The sequence below is a fragment of the Bradyrhizobium sp. SMVTL-02 genome, assembly GCF_051853005.1.
GTDB lineage: Bacteria > Pseudomonadota > Alphaproteobacteria > Rhizobiales > Xanthobacteraceae > Bradyrhizobium.
Genome location: NZ_CP182469.1, coordinates 7,712,903 through 7,731,521, shown reverse-complemented (window position 1 = coordinate 7,731,521; position 18,619 = coordinate 7,712,903). Strand labels below are relative to the sequence as shown.

Below are 18,619 nucleotides of genomic sequence, written 5' to 3'. Positions count from 1 at the left end.
CTTCGCTCCTCGCAATGACGATTACGTCGCCTTCTTCGCGAACGTCGCCTTGAGATTGTCGAATAGCTCCACCTTCACGCCGTTGCGGCGCATGATGAAGCTCTGCTGGATCACCGAGAGCAGATTGTTCCAGGCCCAGTAGATCACGAGGCCCGCCGGGAAGCCCGCCAGCATGAACGTGAAGATCAGCGGCATCCAGTTGAAGATGATCTGCTGCGTCGGATCCGGCGGCGTCGGGTTCAGCTTCATCTGGAACCACATCGTGATGCCCATGATGATCGGCCAGATGCCGAGCGCGAGGTAATGGCCGAACACCGGAATCGTGGTCGGATCGAACGGGATCAGCCCGAACAGGTTGAAGAGGTTGGTCGGATCCGGCGCGGAGAGATCCTTGATCCAGCCGTAGAACGGTGCGTGCCGCATCTCGATGGTGACGAACAGCACCTTGTAGAGCGAGAAGAACACCGGGATCTGGATCACCACGGGAAGACAGCCGGCGACCGGGTTGATCTTCTCCTTGCGGTAGATCTCCATCATCTCCTGCTGCTGCTTCACCTTGTCGTCGGGATAGCGCTCCTTTAGCGCCTGCAGCTGCGGCTGGATCGACTTCATCTTCGCCATCGAGGCGTAGGACTTGTTCGCCAGCGGGAAGAACAGCAGCTTCACGATCACGGTCACGAGCAGGATCGAGATGCCGAAATTGCCGAAGAAGCGGTAGAAGAAGTCGAGGCCGAGGAACATCGGCTTGGTGATGAAGTAGAACCAGCCCCAGTCGATCAACAGATCGAAATGGTTGAGGCCGAGCGCCTTGTTGTAGCCGCCGAGGCCGGCGAACGGGAACACGCCGACAACGCCGGCTTCCTTGGCGCCCGCGAACAGCCGCGCGTTCGCGGTCGCGGTGCCGCCGATCGCGACGGTGACGGGGTCGAGCAGATAGTCGGTCTGGTAGGTGTGGAGATTGCCGGTCGGGTTCGACGAGAAGCGCGCCTGCAGCTGCGCATTGGTGTCGGGCAGCAGCGCCGAGGCCCAGTACTTGTCAGTGATGCCGAGCCAGCCATTGGTGACCTTGAAGTCCACCTTCTTGGCTTCGTCGATCTTCTTGTAGGCGTATTCCTGCAGGCCCTGGTCGCCGAGATAGCCGATCAGGCCTTCATGCAGGATGTAGTAGCCCGAGACCTGCGGCGCGCCGTGGCGCGAGATCAGCGCGAACGGATAGAGCGTGACCGGCGCGTTGCCGACATTGCTCACCTCGTCCTTGATGGTGAAGAGATAGTGGTCGTCGACCGAGATGGTGCGGCGGAAGGTGAGGCCGTCGCCATTGTCCCATTTCAGCACCACCGGGCTCGTCGGCGTCAGGCTGCCGCTGCCCTCCTGCTGCCAGACGGTCTGGGCATCCGGCATCTTCGCCGTCACGCCCGTCGCGGCCACCCAGCCGAACTCGGCGTAATAGGGCTCCGCCGTGCCGGAAGGCGAATAGAGGATGATCGGCGGCGACTTCGGATCGACCGTTTCGCGGAATTGCACCAGCGCGATGTCGTCGATGCGGCCGCCCTTCAGCGAGATGCTGCCGGCGATCCGCGGCGTGTCGATCTTGACGCGCGGGCTGGCCGCGATCGCGGCATCGCGGGAAACGACCGGCTGGGCCTGCTGGCTCGCGCCCGGCGTCGACGGCTGCGCGGCGCTGCCGGCTTGCGGTGCGCTGCCCGGCGTCGCGGTCGCGGTCGGCTGCGGCGTCGTCTTCTGCAACTCGGCCTGCGCCTGCTGCTGAGCGCGCTGCTTCTCCATCTGCGGCACGTTGTAGAAATATTGCCAGGCGATCAGGACGAGGCCCGACAGAATGACGGCGAGGATGGTATTGCGATTGTCGGTCATCTCTAATGTCTCGTCATCAATCCGGTTTGCGGCTGGCAGAAGCAGCGCCCGGCTTTTCGCCGCGCCGCTTCGCAGGTCCCTTGTGAGACCCCTTGGCCGTATGCCGCGCGGGCTTCGTGAACGCTATGCGCAGATCGTCGAGCATGGTGGCGAAGTCGCGCGAGAGCGCGTCCCTCCGGCCGACCAGTACATAGTCATGATGGGGCTGCATCGACACCGGATCGAGCCGCTTCACCAATTCGCGAAGCCGGCGCCGGATGCGATTGCGCTCGGGGGCGTTGCCGTTCTTTTTGGTGACGGTGAAACCGATCCGGATCGGGCCAGGATCGTCGCGGCGACGGCTTTGCAGGACGAACGCGGGACTATTCACCCGCGCGCCATTGGCAACGGCGAGGAAATCCGCCCGCTGCCTCAGCCGATCCATGATGAAATCCCAAAAGGGGGTCCGGCTCAGGCGCTCAGACGCTTGCGGCCGCGGGCGCGGCGGGCGGCGAGAACCTTGCGGCCGCCGGCAGTGGCGAGGCGGGCACGGAAGCCGTGACGGCGCTTGCGCACCAGTTTGCTGGGTTGATAAGTCCGCTTCACGGGTTTTTCTCCGCTGACCGGGCAATTTGCCTGTAGAATTGATGGTAAAGTCCGGAAGATGCGGCCCAAAACGGGCCCTTTTCGGCCCCAAGAGAGCCGCTCCCGGCGTCACACCGGGTCATCGCGGACAATTCGCGCGGCTTATAAGGGAGCGCCTTGTTTTCGTCAACGCCGCACAAGCGCACGATTCCGGTGAATATCGCTGTTTGTGCGGGGTTTTTAACCCGTGAGGTAGCGACTGGCCAGATCAGCACCTACATCCCACCTCGGCATATTAGCGATCCGTAATTTGACCGGGCCGGGGGCGGGCCGCATCCTTCATCCGCCAGATCGTTCACCGGGCAAGTCAGCGAGGGCGAATTTCGTGGCAGAGACTGACCTCCAGCCGATCCAGGATACGGATCAGCAGGACCCGCGCGCGGCGCGGCCGCGCGGGCCTGCCGGGCTTGGGCTGTCGGGCAAGCTGCTGCTGCTGACCGTCCCCCTCGTGATGATCGCCGCGATCCTGCTCTACGTGCCCGCCATCGCCAACTTCTGGGTCAACCGGCTCAACGACCGCGTCGCGGCCGCCAACACGGCAGCGCTGGTGCTCGATGCCGCGCCGCTCGGCATGGTCCCCGATTCGCTCTCGCGCGAGATCCTGAAGAGCATCAATGCCCGCGCCGTCGCCATCAAGATGGGGCAGCAGCGCCGGCTGCTCGCCAGCGACAATCTGCCTGCGACGATCGGGCATGACGTCGACCTGCGCGACATGACGGTGTGGGAGGCGATCACCGGCTCCTTCCAGATGATGCTGGAGACCGGCAACCAGCCGATCCGCATCGTTGGCCCAGGCGTCGGCAACGCCCAGTTCGTCGAGATCGTGACCGACGAATTGCCGCTGCGGCAGTCGATGTACCGCTTCTCCCGCAACGTCGTCGTGGTCGCGCTGATCATCGGGGTGCTTACCGCGGGCCTCGTCTATCTCGCGCTTCATTATCTCTTCGTGCGGCCGATGCGGCGGCTGACCGCGAGCCTGGTCGGCTTCCACGAGAACCCGGAAAGCTCGGCGGGAATTATCGTGCCGAGCCAGCGCAGCGACGAGATCGGCGTCGCCGAGCGCGAATTGTCGGACATGCAGCGCGACCTGATGTCGATGCTGAATCAGAAGAGCCGGCTCGCCGCCCTCGGCCTCGCGGTATCCAAGATCAACCACGATCTGCGTAACCTGCTGGCGTCGGCCCAGCTTTTGTCGGACCAGCTCGCCAGCGTGCCCGACCCGCGGGTGCAGCGCTTTGCGCCAAAGCTCGTGCGCTCGCTCGAGCGCGCCATCGCCTTCTGCCAGTCGACGCTGTCCTATGGCCGCGCCCAGGAGGCCGCGCCCGACCGCCGCATGATCCTGATCGAGCCGGTGGTGCTGGAGGTGCGCGAGACCGCGGGCCTTGCCAACGATGCCTCGATCGCCTGGGTCGCCGCCATCGAGCGCGGCCTCGCGGTCGATGCCGATCCCGACCAACTGTTCCGCGTGCTCCTCAACCTCGTCCGCAACGCCGCCCAGGCGCTGGAAAGCCACGCCTCCGGCGATGGCGGACCGCAGCAGATCCGGATCACCGGAAAGCGCGAGGGCGCCGTCGCCATCCTGGAGGTCTCCGACACGGGCCCCGGCGTGCCCCCGAAGACCCGGGAGCACCTGTTCGAGGCCTTCCAGACCTCCGGCCGCCCCGGCGGCAGCGGCCTCGGCCTTGCGATCGCGGCCGAACTCGTCCGCGCCCATGGCGGCGACATCCACCTCGTCGAAGGCACCATCGGTGCCACCTTCCGGATCGTCATTCCCGACCGTCCCGTGGAACTTCTCTCCATCCGCAACGAGCGGCAAAGGGCGTAAGTCGGCCAGCGGCCGACTGAGCGGCATTTCCGCGGCCGTGCGCACCATCTATCCGTCATTCCGGGGCGCGACGAAGTCGCGAGCTATGTTGCGCGCCATCCCGGAATGACGCCCAGGAAGGTGGAAATACGCGAAAATCTCCCTATCCCGGACCTTGCCAATCGGGGCAAGAGCGGTTAGTCAGAGCGCTCTTTCGCACCCCTCCGGCGCTGTCCGGAGGCTGCGTGCGGGCTCAAGCCCGCACTATCAGCGAAAAACGCGCCCGTAGCTCAGCTGGATAGAGCATCAGACTACGAATCTGAGGGTCGGACGTTCGAATCGTTCCGGGCGCGCCATTTAACATATTGCTATGCAACGCCTTTTCCTTTCGTCGGCTTTCGCGGTGAGCCCGTCTTGGTCGTGAGGATCAGCGGCGAGATGCGCTCCGTGCCGTCGAGCATGCGGCGCAGAGCGGTGGTGCAGGGATTTGGATTAGGGGCCGAGCTTGCTGCCACGGCGGCTCTTGCCCTGGCGGAGGCTGATGGTGGCGCCGTCATAAGCAGACCATGGCATCCGCAGAAGGTCACCCTCGCGTTGCCCGGTGTGCAGCCCGAGGATTAAGGCTTGCTGCATCTCGAGCGTAGCAACCTTCATGAAGGCCGAGATGTGATCCGGCAGCCAAATGATCTCCGATCGGTCGACAATGGCCCCACGTCCTGACCGGTAGTTTCCCGGGCTGTCTCGTTACGTTGGTTTTAATAATTCCGACGAACGATAGTCCTCATGCTTCGACCCCCCGACCATCAAGCAGAAGCTCTCGCTGCAATGAGAAAAGCTCTGGCAGCGACGTGCCCCCTGGAGCGCGAAAAGTGGCTGCGGATCGCATTGGCCTGGAACGACTTAGCGAACCCACGCGATCGTAAGGGCGCGGCGTGACTTCGCCCCGAGCCGGCCTTTTGCCGATCCAGAGGCCGCCGCGCGCAAGTTGCTAGAGCTGGCCGCCGGCATCGAGCCTGTCCACGACGGCCGTATCCACATCGCGAAGATCAACGGGCCATTCCTTTCGAAGGAGGGCTGCAAGGCGGCCGGCGCAGAGTTCGGTGCCGGCATCAGGTTCGCGGTTGAGCGCGGCTGGCCCGAGCTGCATGAGAGCGGAACCTATGTGAAGCTGCTGAAGCCCGGCGAAGATCTGCTCAAATAAGGAACCAGGGAAGCGACATTTCATCGTCCTCGGCTGGCTTACCGCCCGGGCCGGCGGAGCGGCCCCGGCCGATACACCCCTGAGAAGTCGGGGCCGTCTCTCTGCCCCCAAAGCACCTCCAGCGGGGGCTGTATTTCAAAGAGCGCGCGGCCTTCCGCAGTATGGCGGGTGCTGCCCGCAATTTAACCCATGTTAAATTTGAGGGGTGCCTATATAACTTTCGGCACTCTAATTCCGTTGACTGCCAAGTTCGAGGATGCAATCTGGAAAGCATCACCGCCCGGATCGTGGCTACTATCGGTGACTGAGAGACCGATTGCGCTCCCGCCCTAACTACAGCGGGAGGCGTCTGTGAAAGACGTACAAGCGCATTTAGAGAAATTGCGCGCCCAAATCGCCGAATGCGAATTGATCCGCGATCTTGCTACCAATCCTCTGAAGCGGGACACGTTCGGAAGGATGGCCGAGCACTTCAAGGTGCTCGCGGATCAGCTTGAATATCTCATCAAATACGGGAAGGCGAACGAGACCTTCTTAGTCAGGAAGACGCAACAGCCTTTCCCAACGGGGGACCTCAACTCGTAGTTCTTGGAGAAGCCACCCGCCGGTGGCCCTTCGGCCCCGCGCCATCCCGTGCGCGCCCGCGCTGATTTTCAAGCTTGCGACGCGCAAAAGAAAGGCCCCAACCGTTGTTGGAGACGGCTGGGGCCTTGCTGGGGCATCTGGTGTTGGGAACAGATGCGAGCAGAGAACTCAGCAAATGGCGCCGGTTCCGACGCACCCTTAAATTATGCTAAATGACCGCTGCTGTTGGACAGCGGCCTCTTCACGCCGCCGCGCTCAATAATTCCGAAATGAAATGCCTTCGCCAGCCCGGCGTTGCCGATTTTTCCCGCCCTCACTGATTCCCGCCATGTGAATCGATGTCGCAGGAAATGCGAGTGGAAGCACCCTCACTCTGCAGAACGCTATCGCCCGAGCGTGAGCTAGGGAAACTGAGGGCGGAACCAGGGAACCTAACATGAGTTAATCTCCCGGATTGACCGGGAGGCGCTTATGGCAACAGGCGACTTGAGGTGGCTTTCCGAACAGATCGAACTAAAGCTGGAGCGGATGCGCGGTAAGACCGAGCGCGAGAAGGTAATAATTCAGCGATCTATCGAATTGCTCGCCAGGGCCAAAGAACTGCTTAGCGAGCCCATCCCGGAAGTCAGGCCGTCGAGACAGCAAGAAGGGCCGACCTCAGTTGGGGTCTCTTTCCAGCGCCGTCAATCTGCACGCCTCCTCCATGAGGAGACGCAGCCGCAGGAACGATCAAGCGGCGAATGAATCTTGATAGCAGTTCTCGTCAATGTGGGGACTGCCATGCGATATGTTGCGTACGCGGTCGATGCAGGAGGCGTTGTCCGTGCAGTTTATGAAATCGATTGCCCAACGGACAAAGACGCCCAAGTTCGATCGGAGAAATTCTTAGAAGCCCACGCTGCCGTTGAGGTGTGGGACGGCCCGCGGCGAGTTGCACGCCTGGTGCGTGAGAGGGAAGCAGGACTACAAGGGTGAAGGGGTTGGAGCGCGAAGGGGCGTTCCTGAGGACCCAGGTACTGCGTTTCCCTTCCACCCCGTCGCTCTGCGGTTGCGATAGGTCATGACTATCCGCTTGCTAACTTCGGCGGAGCTGTTCCAACCCATCTTCGATCAATCGGAGATCAGCGTTGACGTGCTTGATTGCAGAGCCGGCTGCGGACTTGAGCAATTCGTGCCGAAGATCTCTCATATCTTCGAGGGCCTGCTGGTTCCTCAAGCGTACGTAAGCCGAGACTATTGCTTTACATGACATGGGATTCCGAATGCTTTTGTAAAAATAGATTCCGAAATAAACGGTGCCCCAGTCCGAGGGGAGCGAGCTGGAGCTTAGTCTGGCGACACGTCTTGCGAAAGGATGATACGCAAGAGTGATCATTGAACTCGTCGAAGGGGCGACGGTTCCTAATGTGCCATGGCCCTCCTCATCGGCCCAGGCGCCGCTCAACCTTCTTGCGGCTGCTGCCTACCTTCTTGACCGCCTTCTTCACAGCGGAAGCAGAGCGGCGCGTCTTCTTCGCTTCGTAGCGCACCTCGTAATCCTGTCCGCCCGCCGTGCGCCCGGTCCTCCTTGCGTCCGCGCGTGGTCCGCTTTTTCGACGTTGCCATGCCAGTTCCTCCATGTTGGCACCGCGGCAACGAAAGGAGGAATTCGCAGGTTCCGATTCGCCTTCGGTCCGACCGTTGCCTATCTTGGAATCCGGTGAGTGGAGTTCTCGCGTATGGCCTCGCCGTCCATCATTCCGAACGATCGCCTCGACAGGGACTTCTACATAGTCCTCGAAGACTTCCACGACGGTGCGGCCTTCCGCGAGACCGACGAAGGCATCGACCTTTCCACACTGATCGACGACCTGCTCGCCGGGCAATATGATCGGGTGCTGCGCGTGGTCGCCTTCAACCCGGTCGAAGGTTGGTCCCGAGATGCATCGGAGGATGTGGCCCGCGAGTTGGAGCGACATATCAGTTCCGGAGGCCACGCGGTTTCGGAGGCCCTGAGTGACTTTATCGAGGCCCAACTCGGCCGCCGCGTGGGAGTTCAGATCCCGTTGCCGCTCTGAAGACTCGCATTTCGGCTCTCGCGCATAGATTGCCGATTATGCGCAGCTCCTTCGAATTTTGCCTGCCTGCGGCGGCTAAAGCCGTGCCACACGGCCCCCGAGTGGCTCCACGAAGTCAAGATGGACGGATACCGCGTCAGGATTGATCGTGACGGCGATCGCGTCCGGCTGTTCTCGCGCAATGGCTACGACTCGACGGCCCGCTTCCCATGGATCATTAACGGCCGCCATCCACCGCCCGAGGTCTCTGGGGGCCTGAGCCACTGAGCGGCCCTACATGCTCATGGAGATGATGGCTGCCAAGCCCAGGGCGGCTGCACCCCACGCCAGCGCATGCAACATCCAAGGCCGCATTGTCATGTTGCCTCCTAGTGAAGGGAGAATGTGGGCGGCTCGCACGCGCCACTTGAGATAGATCAAAGGCAAAGAGTAGCGCCGCTGCGGCGGCACGGTGAAAACACCAGACCGATGCAGGCACAATCAATAGTTGTTTTTTATCCATGTACGACCTTAACTTAGGTTGGGCCCTGAGACGATCCGCAAGGACTAGAGCAGTAGGCGGAGCCAATGAGGGCTCCTACTTTTTGCTTGGTTACGGATGACCGACATTTTGTCGTTTCGGACTTTCTCAGGACTTGGCAATCTGCTCGAAGGATCGCCGAACATGCTGCTGCGTGAGATCAGGGGAGATGCGTGCGCGTTCTAGCTGCGCCATTTCGAACGAACAGTATTTGCGCCAAACGATCGAGCAGACGCGCGAGCTCCTGCGAGAGTCGTTTGAACTGCTCCGAGAGCCGATACCCGATACGTTTGTCGTCGGAAGACACAAGAGCCGTTCCCCAGACAGGACGCCGAGTGAGGGCAGCCGGCGGCACCTTGCCGATAAGACGAACGTCAGCTTCTGGCCCGAGATCTTGCGATGAGCACTGAAGATGTCCGCTCAACGCCTCTGACCAGAAGCCATGGCGGCAGCGCTAAACTGACGCGATTGACCAGCGGCCACTTGGCCGTGTGCCTGAAAATGCTTAACATCTGGCGCGAGTATCGAGGGCAAAACAAGCGATGAAGCGGCGCATCTCTTTGAGTGACTCAGTCCCAACTAATCTTCCTTTCGAGCTTCCGGGTGGACTGGATGCGAGGTTCTGTGAGGTCATGGATGTAGCCCCGGTGATGATCTGGGTGTCCAACACAGATAAGCAATGTGTTTGGTTTAACCTGCCTTGGTTGAATTTTAGGGGCCGGGACATACAGCGGGAGCTCGGCACTGGCTGGTCGGAGGGCGTTCATCCAAAGGATTTAGATCCGTGCCTGCAAACTTACATCAGCCATTTCGACGCACGAAAGGAATTCCGGATGGAATACCGCTTGCGTCGTTATGATGGCGCGTATCGTTGGATCGATGACACGGGAATTCCTCGCTATGCGCGGGACGGTTCTTTCCTGGGGTACATCGGTAGCTGCATTGATATTCACGTGCACAGGGAAACTCAGCGCGAACTGCGCCGTCGTCTCCTTGAGGTCGATCAGTTGAGACGACGGGCCGAAGCTGCGGAGCTGAAAAATATAAAGCGCACCTCAGAGTTGGCTCAGATGAATCGCTTCAACGTGGCGGGCCAGCTTGCCGCGACAATTGCACACGAATTGAACCAGCCGCTCGCGGCCATTCTTACAAACAGCGAGTCCGGCAAGGTCTTGCTTGATTCGTCTGCGCCGAATCTGGAGGAACTCAAGACAATCCTGACCGAAATCAAGCGAGACAACCAGCGCGCCAGCGACGTACTAAACCGGGTGCGGGAGTTGTTGGCCAAGGCTCCATTTCAGCGCAAAAAAAACGATCTTAATGGAATTGTCCGAGATACCGTCGAGCTGTTGTCGAGGTTGGCGACCTCACGGGAGGTGGACCTCGGCAGCGAGACCCTGTCCGAAGAATTGCCCGTCGAGTGCGACCGTACTCAGCTTCAACAAGTCATCATCAATCTCGCTTTGAATGCGATGGATGCGACGTCGGGCATGCCGCGGGTCAACCGCAAAATCGTCGTGACAACAATGCGCGTCGAGAATTGCGCTGAGATCGCCGTATCGGACGACGGCCCCGGCGTCGACAACGTCCAACTGGTGTTTCAACCATTTTTCACGACCAAGTCCCACGGCATGGGAATGGGATTGTCCATCGCGCGTGCGATCGTTGAAGCCCATGATGGTCAGATTTGGGCGGAGAACAAGACCGCCGGTGGCGCAGAGTTTCACGTTCGCGTACCGCTATCAGGTAGGTAGGGATTTCCAGTTGGAGACGTCCGAGTCTGGCCGATTCCGTTGAAAAAGGGACGGCAGTCGCGACTCATCGCGATGCCTATCCCAAGGCCCGCATAGGACCACCTCGGTCTCATCTCGGCTCAACGATTACAACGGAACACTGCCGCCTTTTTTCGACGAAATCGGCCCTTAGGTGACTTCCGCTCTTGGCGCCGCATTTTCCGCTTTCGAGAGCTGAGCGGTATAGCGTCTTGGAGCTACCCAAGGGCAGCTTCTGACCGAAGCGGCCGCATAGGTGGCTTGGAATGGATTTCAATCGCAAGTGATTGATGTAACGTACCGCCAGCAAGGGCTGGCCTACGCGATGAGGTACCGCATGAGGCGGCGGAAATTCATTGCACTAGCAGGAGGCACCGCCGCCTGGTCGATTGCTGCACGCGCCGCACAGACGGCAATGCCAGTGATGGGATTGCTGGCACTGGCGCGACCAGCTTGGGTAATGAATGCAATCCATGCCGGTCTCAAGGAGGTCGGTTACGAGGAAGGCCGCAATCTCACCATCGTCGAACGCTCAGCCAACGGCCAGTTCGACCGGCTCCCTGCGCTCGCGGACAGTCTGGTCAGGAGCCAGGTGGATGCCATCTTTGCGACGGGATCACCGGTCCCGGCACGCCTCGCCAAAGCGGCGACCATGACCATACCCATCGTCTTCGCTTATGGCGGAGACCCAGTCGCAGATGGCCTTGTCGATAGCCTTAATCACCCCGGTGGAAACGTCACAGGCGCCACCTTTATAGGTGCCGCGTTGCTCGCTAAGCGAATGGAGATAATAAGAGAGATTGTCCCGCGGGCCACTGAGGTGGCGCTGCTGGTTAATCCCCAGGGCACACTTGCGGAGCGCCAGATTAAGGAAGGCAAGGCAGCGGCCACGGCCCTAGAGCAACATCTTCACGTACTCAATACCAGCACCATCAGCGACGTGGATGTGGCATTTGAGACTATGGCGCAGTTGAAGATCGAAGCCTTCATTGTGAGCACCGACCCGTTCTTTGGCTTTGTTGGCCATGAACGAATTGCCAGCCAAGCCCTGCACTACAAAATTCCGGGTATCTACACTGGACGCGAGGAGGTGGACGCCGGAGGATTGATTAGCTATGGCCCCGACAAGACAGACACTTGGCGTCAGGCGGCCATTTATGTCGGCCGTATATTCAAAGGCGAAAAGGCGTCGGATTTGCCGGTCATGCAGCCAACTAGATTTGAACTGGTGATCAATCTGAAAATAGCGAACGAGATCGGCCTAACTATTCCCCCGACGCTCCTAAGTCGGGCGGACGCGGTGATCGAGTAGAGATGTGGTCTGCTGCGGCGCAAGAGTCCGATGATGATGCTGTGGGCGGCTCCTCCACCGGCACGAGAGTGCCACGGAGTGGGCGCCGTGTAACGCTCCCACGTTTCGAAGGAGCTGCCTATGCAGACGATAGCAGCGATTGGTCTCGACATCGCGAACCCAATTAGCCCGATTGGCGTTCTAAAATGGGGGGTGCGGGTGGTGATCGCGCTGACTATTGGCTTCCCGCACGCACTAGGGTCCTGACGTTGTCCGGTGGGGAACCCACCTTTGCGCCCGGTCGGAGCTAAAGCGTCATGCGGGAATTCAACTGCCCATATTGTCGGACGCAATTAGCATTCGAGCAAATTGAATGCGTCGGATGCCGGATGCCGGCCGTCTTCGATCCCAATCGGATTGCTATGGTAAGATCAGAAGAAGTGGAATCGTGCTCCAACCGGCAGATCATCGGTTGTAACTGGTGCAGAGTTAGCAACCGATACTATTGCGAGTCGTGCTCTCTTACCCGCGTCATTCCGAGCACCGCAAATTCGCGGAACGTGTGGCTTTGGAAACGGGTCGAACAAGCGAAGCGTCGCCTTCTCTACGATTTGCGACGGCTCCGTCTTCCGCTTTGCTCAAAGCAAGGAATGCAAGTGAGCTTCGAAATCTTGTCTGACGAGCACGGGCCGGTGCTGACAGGACATCGGGCTGGTCTCATTACGCTCAACCTTGCGGAAGCCGATGACGTTGAGCGAGAGAGCCGACGTGTCTCCATGCGCGAAACCTACCGAACCTTGCTCGGTCATTTTCGACACGAGATCGGATACTTTTACTGGTATGTATTGATCGATGAAGCACGCCTTCACGCGCCATTTCGACTCGTTTTTGGAGATGAAACAAATAGCTATGACGACGCATTAGCCGCCTACTATGCGCGCCAAGATCGCTCTCATGACCCAGCAAGCCATATCAGTCTTTATGCGACGTCTCACCCCTGGGAAGATTGGGCCGAGACATTTGCTCACTTTCTGCACATTGTGGCGACACTCGATTCCCTGGCGGGGCTTCCATTGTCTCTGGAGACGCGAGCACGGGAGACGTTGAGAGATCCGTACCTCGAGAGCGATTTCGACGCGTTGCTGGACCTTTGGAGTCCGCTCGCACGGTCTATCAACGTTCTCAATCGCTCACTGGGTCTGGCAGAAGCATACCCGTTTGACATCTCACCCGCGGTCAAGGGAAAGCTTCACTTGGTGCACATGGCCCTCGTAGCCTTCAGAAATCGAGCTTAGAGGGCAGGACGTCTAGCTTGGCACTTTGCCAGCGGGTTGAGCCAACAGATTGCCAAGTCAACTGCTCTGGCCGGCGCTGAACGTCACGCCGCTGCTATGCCGGTCGCCTGCTTCATCACGGTCTGGCTGGATCTACCACCGGCATCGATACTAAGCCGGACCGTATCCCCAATGCTCGCGGCTGCAAGGTCGGCTTTTGCACCTTCGCGCATCGCTTCTAATGCCGTAACGTCGATATCTTTGACCAAACAGCTCAGGATGATAGTGGCCTTCGGCAATTTTCGCCTCAACCGCCGGACCGAGTAACGCATATGCGCCTGGCTGCTGATGTCGAGATAGACAACGCATACTATCATAACCCCCGTAGTGTCCAGGCGGAACACATTGCTGGATGTCAGCGAGGAGGCGCCTTCTACGCGCGCCGCCAACCCGTGCTCCGTTGAGAGCTGGCCCAGCATGATTGCAGCCGCCTCATCGACTAAGCTTCGTCCGGCCACGCACAACACGGGGTGCTCGCCCTGCCACTCCGGCGGGAGATCTTCCTTGCGCACGAAAGGCATCTCTTCGTTCGCGGCGTTTTCTGCAACGCTTTCCACCGCCGAGGATGCTTCCACGTCCATGGTTGGCTCGCCTTTCGCAGGGGGCCGCTCAGCCTGATCGGCGAGGTCGCTAACGAGCTCGCTCACCGCATCGCGGATCTTGGTGAGACGTTCCTGATCAAGCGCATTTCGCTGGGCATCGGCCTGCGCTAGCTGCAAGCCCCGGAGCGCGACTTCGTCATAATAAGAGGCCAGCGATCGCTCCTTAAGAAATTCTTCGGCCTTCTCGGCTGCTTCGGTCGGATCACCCGCCAGCATGCGCTGATAAAATATTTCCGGTGGAGCAAGCGCCGGCCGGTCTCCGAACATGATGTCGAGGAATTCCAGCCGCTCCACGTGCCGCCCGAGCACCACAAGGCAGACCGTGAGCGGCGTCGCGAGCACAAGGCCGATGGGTCCCCACAATGCAGTCCAGAACGTCGCCGACGCAAGAACGGCAACAGGAGACAGGCCTGTGCTATGGCCGTAAACCATCGGTTCGATGACATGCCCCACGATCGGCTCCACGACCAAAAACAGAGCGAGTGTCCACAGAAGCATGGACCAGCCAGGATCGATGGCGACCGCAAGAGCAAGCGGGAATGCGGCGGCGATCACGGCACCAATATAGGGCACAAAGCGCAGCGTAGCCGCCAAGATGCCCCAGAGGATTGCGCTGGGGATCCCGATGAACCAAAGACCCGTGCCGATCACCACGCCGAACGCTCCGTTGAGAATGAGCTGGGTGAGGAAAAGCTTGCTGAGGCGGCTCGCCGCATCGTCTAGTGCCGCAGTCGTTCGCTGTAGATCGGACGAGCCGGCCAAGCGGATGAGGCGGTTACGCAGATCCTCGCGTTGAATGAGGATGAAGATAACGAAAATGATGATGATGCCCGTGGTCGCGAGCGGATGGATGAGGGGAGATATCAGGGCACGAAGGCTTTCCAGAGCGCCGGGATCGGGCTGGCGAACCTCCACGGGCACTGGCGGAGCAGGAGTGGTCGAGCCCGACGCCGGACCGGGCGCATGCACTAACGCGGTGTCCTTCGGCTTGTCGAGTTCCTTGCCGAGGTCTTTCAGCATGTCGGACGCGCGTTCCAGCGTACCCGTTCCGGCTTTGGTATTGCGGAACGACTGTATCTTGTCGCTGATCGTAGACTGATAGCGAGGAAGATCGCCGGCGAGTTGGGTTAGCTGCGTCGCCAAGAGACTGCCGAGCGCGAAAATCAGGATAAAGGCGAGGATGACGACGCCTACGACGGCCAGACCGCGCGGAACGCGGATACGCTGCAGGAGACCTACAACCGGAGCCAATACGAAGCTGAGAAGGACAGCCAGCGCCACTGGTACGAAGATGTCTCGCCCGAAATACAGCGTCGATATGATGATTACCGCCAGGATCGCAGCCGACGCGGCGCTCAGGAGTGCGATCAGTTCCTCGGTGGTGCGTGCCTTGAAGGGCTGCCTGGCCAGAGGGCTCATCTCCGTGTCTCCGTCGTCGTTGAGAGCGCGGGGTCCTGCGGATGACGATCACGTTAGGCGACCAGCTCGCAGACTAGGTCATCGCGTGAAACCGTCTAGATCAGAAGCGCGCCAGCTCCGCAGTTTGATCGAGCTATGCTGCGTGAATCCCGGTCTCACAGAGGCTTGGACCGTTACAAAGCAGCTGTAGCCTTCACGCTAGGCTAACTTACAACCCCTCTAGATGTTCGACAACTAGATCATCCTTCCACAGCTTGTGGGGACGAGGTGGGGGTGAAGCGGCTTCTTCCTAGTTCGCGCGCATGGCGACATTCACACCGTAGATAAGCGTGCTCGGCAGGACAGGACAAGAAATTGGCTCGAAAAAACAAGTCGGCTGCCCCGCCAATACTTACATGTCCCTTGAACAAGTTTAGTTGTGCTTATCAACATAGAGGGAACTCATGAGCGCAAATCCAGATGAGGGGTCTGCCAAGATTTACCAATTTCCCCCTGGCGGCCGCGCCGCTCTCGGCGGCCGACGTTACGGGAAGATCCAATCGGCCGCGGCAGCTCCAAAAATGAGCGAAGCGGTGTGTAGCGAGAGCTGGTACCACGAGGAGGCCATTCGGGCATCCGAGGGTTCGCCCCGGGCTTGAAAGCACTGCAAGGCCCGATTCATTTCGCAGTCCGGTACGAGGGAAAAAAAGGTCGAAGCGAAATCGTTTCGGCCCTTTCTCGATCTGCGCTTCGAATGACGATCAACGTGGGCGAGGAATTTCACGAATTATGAAGATGATCGAATGTGAATGGAACAAGGCGGTAGCGAGTTATTCGTGCTTTGCACTGGCATGAACGTCTGCAGCTAGTGAAGGCCTCGATCTGGTGCAATAAATCGTCCGCTAGGTGGTTTAGAAGCATCATCTCCATTCTCTGAATCACAGCATATTTTTTCGCTAAGACATGGCTGGTCGGATGCCCGGAAGAGAGAACTTAGTCGGCCAATCTAACTTCCTCCATGGCGGCGGGACCGTCGGTGCGCTCATGCGCGCTCACAACTGGTCGAACTCACCCCTTGGCCGGCCCGAGAGCTGGCCGCAGTCACTGCGGTCAGTCGTCGGCCTTTTGCTCAATTCCAAGTTTCCCATGTTCGTGGCTTGGGGCGAAGAGCTTGGATTTCTCTACAATGACGCATACGCGGAAATCCTTGGGACCAAGCATCCACGTGCTCTGGGCGCACGCTTCTTCGATGTCTGGTCCGAGATCTGGCCTGACATTGCGCCATTAATCGATGCGGCCGTGGCGGGCGAGGCCACCTACCGTGAAAACCTGCCTCTAACGATGAACCGGCACGGCTACGATGAGAAAACCTGGTTCACTTTCTCTTATTCTCCAGTCCGGGACGAGAGCGGTCTGGTGGCCGGAATGTTCTGCGCGGTCGCCGAAACGACGAGCCAGGTCTTGGCAACGCGTGGTCGCGATGCGCTTTTGCAACTCGACGAGCGCCTCCGAAACGTGGCGGACACTGCTAACTTGTCCTTCGTGGCCTCTGAGCTTCTGGGTAAGGCATTGGGCGCCTCGCGAGTCGGTTACGGCGCGATCGACCATGAAGCCGGGACCACTTTTGTAGAGAGGAACTGGTTCGCCCCCGGATACGATAATCTCGCCGGACTGCACCATTTCTCAGACTACGGTTCCTATATCGACGACCTTCGCAAAGGCCGAGTGGTCATCAACGTGGACGTGGAGAAGGATCCGCGCACCGCCGACTATACCGATGCATTTCGGTTACTTGGAATCAGAGCCCATGTCGATTTGCCCATAAGTGAAAATGGACGAACGGTCGCGCAGATGTTCGTCCATTCGCCTGTGCCACGTATTTGGACTGTCGAGGAGATCACCCTCATCCATGATTTTGCGGAGCGTACCCACGCAGCAATAGCGCGGCGTGGAGCGGAGCATGAACTAAGGTTGAGTGAGGGGCGTCTCCGTCTCCTGAACGAAACGCTCGCAGCTCAGGTCGCCGCCCGGTCGGCAGAACGAGACCGCCTCTGGGATCTGTCGCAGGACATGCTCGCCCGGGCCGATTACGCCGGCAGGATGTCAGCTGTTAGCCCTGCTTGGACGCGCATATTAGGTTGGACCGAGCCAGAATTGATTGCACGAGGCTATTCAACTCTCATGCACCCAGATGACAGAGAGCGCACTCTGGCGGCGATTGCTCAAATGGCTGAAACTCGGCAGCCGAACCGGTTCGAAAACCGTATCGCGACCGTGCAAGGTGGATGGAAGCACATCGAGTGGACTGTCGCGCCGGAACTAGACGGACAAAACTTCATCGCTGTTGGTCGAGATCTCAGCGTTACCAAAGCTCGCGAAGCGGAGCTCGCAGCCGCGCAAGAAGCGCTTCGGCAAAGCCAGAAAATGGAGGCAATGGGTCAGCTCACGGGGGGCGTCGCCCATGATTTCAACAATTTGCTTACCCCAATCGTTGGCGCGCTCGATATGCTCCAGCGCCGGGGGCTTGGGGGTGAACGGGAGCGGCGCCTGATCGCCGGCGCCGTTCAATCGGCCGAACGAGCCAAGGTACTTGTCCAGCGGCTGCTCGCCTTTGCTCGGCGCCAGCCCCTCCAGCCGGTCGCGGTCGATATCTCCGACTTGGTGAGAAACATCGCCGACCTTATGTCGAGCACTGCGGGGCCGCAGATCAGCGTGATTGTTGAGGCCGAGGACCATCTCCCGCCAGCCAAGGCCGACCAGAACCAGGTTGAGATGGCGCTTCTGAATTTAGCCGTGAATGCTCGCGATGCGATGCCAAATGGCGGCACGCTTCGGATAAGCGCGGCTGCTGAAAACGTTCGGGCGGAGCAAAATCTGGAGATACTGCCCGGACGATACGTCCGAATCTCGGTCGCTGACACCGGGATCGGCATGGACGACGCAACGCGCTCTCGCGCCATCGAGCCATTCTTTTCAACTAAGGGCGTCGGAAAGGGCACGGGCTTGGGCCTCAGCATGGTGCACGGCCTCGCCTCCCAGCTAGGCGGCGCCCTGACAATCGAGAGCAAGCCGCATCTCGGCACCCGCGTCGACCTGTGGCTACCTCAGACGGAGTCAACACCGGCGGTGCCTCCCGTCACGCGCGATGGCGACTCAATGCGGGGGCGGGGAACAGCACTGTTAGTGGATGATGAGGAGTTTGTGCGCTTAAGCACGTCGGACATGCTTGTAGAACTCGGCTATCGCGTCGTTGAGGCCAAATCGGCCGAAGAAGCGCTCGTGGTGATCCAGGACGTAACTTCCTTGGACCTCATCGTGACCGACCACCTTATGGCCGGCATGAGCGGCGCCGATCTAGCACGTGCGATCCGCAAACGGGCTCCTGGGGTGCCAGTGTTGATAATATCCGGTTACTCAGAAGTGGAGGGGATTGCCCCAGACCTGCCGAGGCTGACAAAGCCATTTCGAAAGGATGAGTTGGCCGCCTGCCTCGGAACCTTGATTCCCAATAGTTGGAGTCGCGCGAGCTCGTAGACCATGTTGGTCTCGTGAAAGTAGG

General features: G+C 59.8%; 16 protein-coding genes, 1 tRNA gene and 1 pseudogene. 12 read left to right on the top strand and 6 right to left on the bottom strand.

Features of this window, described 5'->3' with window-relative positions; genetic code table 11:
- Nucleotides 1–21: 21 nt before the first annotated feature.
- Genes yidC through rpmH form a run of 3 tightly spaced genes read right to left on the bottom strand, consistent with a single transcriptional unit; the run spans nucleotide 22 to nucleotide 2,457 of the window.
- Nucleotides 22–1,872, bottom strand: coding sequence for a membrane protein insertase YidC (gene yidC, locus ACNJYB_RS37070; protein ID WP_439371560.1), 1,851 nt, complete (start codon nucleotides 1,870–1,872; stop codon nucleotides 22–24).
- A gap of 16 nt (nucleotides 1,873–1,888) precedes the next feature.
- Nucleotides 1,889–2,296 (bottom strand): ribonuclease P protein component, encoded by a 408-nt coding sequence (rnpA, locus tag ACNJYB_RS37065; protein WP_439371559.1) that lies wholly within the window; start codon nucleotides 2,294–2,296, stop codon nucleotides 1,889–1,891.
- Nucleotides 2,297–2,322: 26 nt separating this feature from the next.
- Nucleotides 2,323–2,457 carry a 50S ribosomal protein L34 gene (gene rpmH, locus ACNJYB_RS37060; protein ID WP_008542748.1) on the bottom strand — a complete coding sequence of 45 codons (135 nt, stop codon included), beginning with the start codon at nucleotides 2,455–2,457 and terminating at the stop codon, nucleotides 2,323–2,325.
- A 364-nt stretch (nucleotides 2,458–2,821) separates the two neighbouring features.
- Between rpmH and ACNJYB_RS37055 the strand changes: the two genes are divergently transcribed.
- The gene (locus ACNJYB_RS37055; RefSeq protein WP_439371558.1) at nucleotides 2,822–4,321 is read left to right on the top strand and encodes a sensor histidine kinase; all 1,500 of its coding nucleotides are present in this window, start codon (nucleotides 2,822–2,824) and stop codon (nucleotides 4,319–4,321) included.
- A gap of 258 nt (nucleotides 4,322–4,579) precedes the next feature.
- Nucleotides 4,580–4,656, top strand: a tRNA-Arg gene (locus tag ACNJYB_RS37050).
- A 136-nt stretch (nucleotides 4,657–4,792) separates the two neighbouring features.
- Here the strand turns inward: ACNJYB_RS37050 and ACNJYB_RS37045 are convergent.
- Complete coding sequence (locus ACNJYB_RS37045; protein WP_439371557.1) at nucleotides 4,793–4,954, bottom strand: hypothetical protein; 162 nt, start codon at nucleotides 4,952–4,954, stop codon at nucleotides 4,793–4,795.
- A gap of 331 nt (nucleotides 4,955–5,285) precedes the next feature.
- Here ACNJYB_RS37045 and ACNJYB_RS37040 point away from each other — a divergent pair, with 331 nt between their 5' ends.
- The 3 genes from ACNJYB_RS37040 (at nucleotide 5,286) to ACNJYB_RS37030 (ending at nucleotide 6,830) form a co-directional block, all read left to right on the top strand.
- A complete protein-coding gene (locus tag ACNJYB_RS37040) occupies nucleotides 5,286–5,501 on the top strand; it encodes a hypothetical protein (protein ID WP_439371556.1) in 216 nt (71 codons plus the stop codon).
- 351 nt (nucleotides 5,502–5,852) lie between these two features.
- A complete protein-coding gene (locus ACNJYB_RS37035) occupies nucleotides 5,853–6,086 on the top strand; it encodes a hypothetical protein (RefSeq protein WP_439371555.1) in 234 nt (77 codons plus the stop codon).
- Nucleotides 6,087–6,557: 471 nt separating this feature from the next.
- Nucleotides 6,558–6,830 (top strand): hypothetical protein, encoded by a 273-nt coding sequence (locus tag ACNJYB_RS37030; protein WP_439371554.1) that lies wholly within the window; start codon nucleotides 6,558–6,560, stop codon nucleotides 6,828–6,830.
- 677 nt (nucleotides 6,831–7,507) lie between these two features.
- Here the strand turns inward: ACNJYB_RS37030 and ACNJYB_RS37025 are convergent.
- Nucleotides 7,508–7,691, bottom strand: a pseudogene (locus ACNJYB_RS37025) (DUF3606 domain-containing protein).
- A 113-nt stretch (nucleotides 7,692–7,804) separates the two neighbouring features.
- Here ACNJYB_RS37025 and ACNJYB_RS37020 point away from each other — a divergent pair.
- The 5 genes from ACNJYB_RS37020 to ACNJYB_RS37000 all read left to right on the top strand — a co-directional run bounded on the left by ACNJYB_RS37020 (nucleotide 7,805) and on the right by ACNJYB_RS37000 (nucleotide 13,021).
- Entirely contained in the window at nucleotides 7,805–8,143 is a 339-nt protein-coding gene (locus tag ACNJYB_RS37020; protein WP_439371553.1) for a hypothetical protein, read from the top strand.
- Nucleotides 8,144–8,263: 120 nt separating this feature from the next.
- Nucleotides 8,264–8,410 (top strand): ATP-dependent DNA ligase, encoded by a 147-nt coding sequence (locus tag ACNJYB_RS37015; RefSeq protein WP_439371552.1) that lies wholly within the window; start codon nucleotides 8,264–8,266, stop codon nucleotides 8,408–8,410.
- A 795-nt stretch (nucleotides 8,411–9,205) separates the two neighbouring features.
- Nucleotides 9,206–10,417 (top strand): sensor histidine kinase, encoded by a 1,212-nt coding sequence (locus ACNJYB_RS37010; RefSeq protein ID WP_439371551.1) that lies wholly within the window; start codon nucleotides 9,206–9,208, stop codon nucleotides 10,415–10,417.
- Between the two features lie 274 nt (nucleotides 10,418–10,691).
- Nucleotides 10,692–11,747 carry an ABC transporter substrate-binding protein gene (locus tag ACNJYB_RS37005; protein WP_439371550.1) on the top strand — a complete coding sequence of 352 codons (1,056 nt, stop codon included), beginning with the start codon at nucleotides 10,692–10,694 and terminating at the stop codon, nucleotides 11,745–11,747.
- 296 nt (nucleotides 11,748–12,043) lie between these two features.
- Entirely contained in the window at nucleotides 12,044–13,021 is a 978-nt protein-coding gene (locus ACNJYB_RS37000) for a putative zinc-binding metallopeptidase (protein ID WP_439371549.1), read from the top strand.
- A gap of 83 nt (nucleotides 13,022–13,104) precedes the next feature.
- Here the strand turns inward: ACNJYB_RS37000 and ACNJYB_RS36995 are convergent, their stop codons facing one another.
- A complete protein-coding gene (locus ACNJYB_RS36995; RefSeq protein ID WP_439371548.1) occupies nucleotides 13,105–15,081 on the bottom strand; it encodes an AI-2E family transporter in 1,977 nt (658 codons plus the stop codon).
- A 443-nt stretch (nucleotides 15,082–15,524) separates the two neighbouring features.
- Between ACNJYB_RS36995 and ACNJYB_RS36990 the strand changes: the two genes are divergently transcribed.
- Entirely contained in the window at nucleotides 15,525–15,719 is a 195-nt protein-coding gene (locus ACNJYB_RS36990; RefSeq protein WP_439371547.1) for a DUF2735 domain-containing protein, read from the top strand.
- Nucleotides 15,720–16,206: 487 nt separating this feature from the next.
- The gene (locus ACNJYB_RS36985) at nucleotides 16,207–18,594 is read left to right on the top strand and encodes an ATP-binding protein (protein ID WP_439371546.1); all 2,388 of its coding nucleotides are present in this window, start codon (nucleotides 16,207–16,209) and stop codon (nucleotides 18,592–18,594) included.
- Nucleotides 18,595–18,619: the final 25 nt, after the last annotated feature.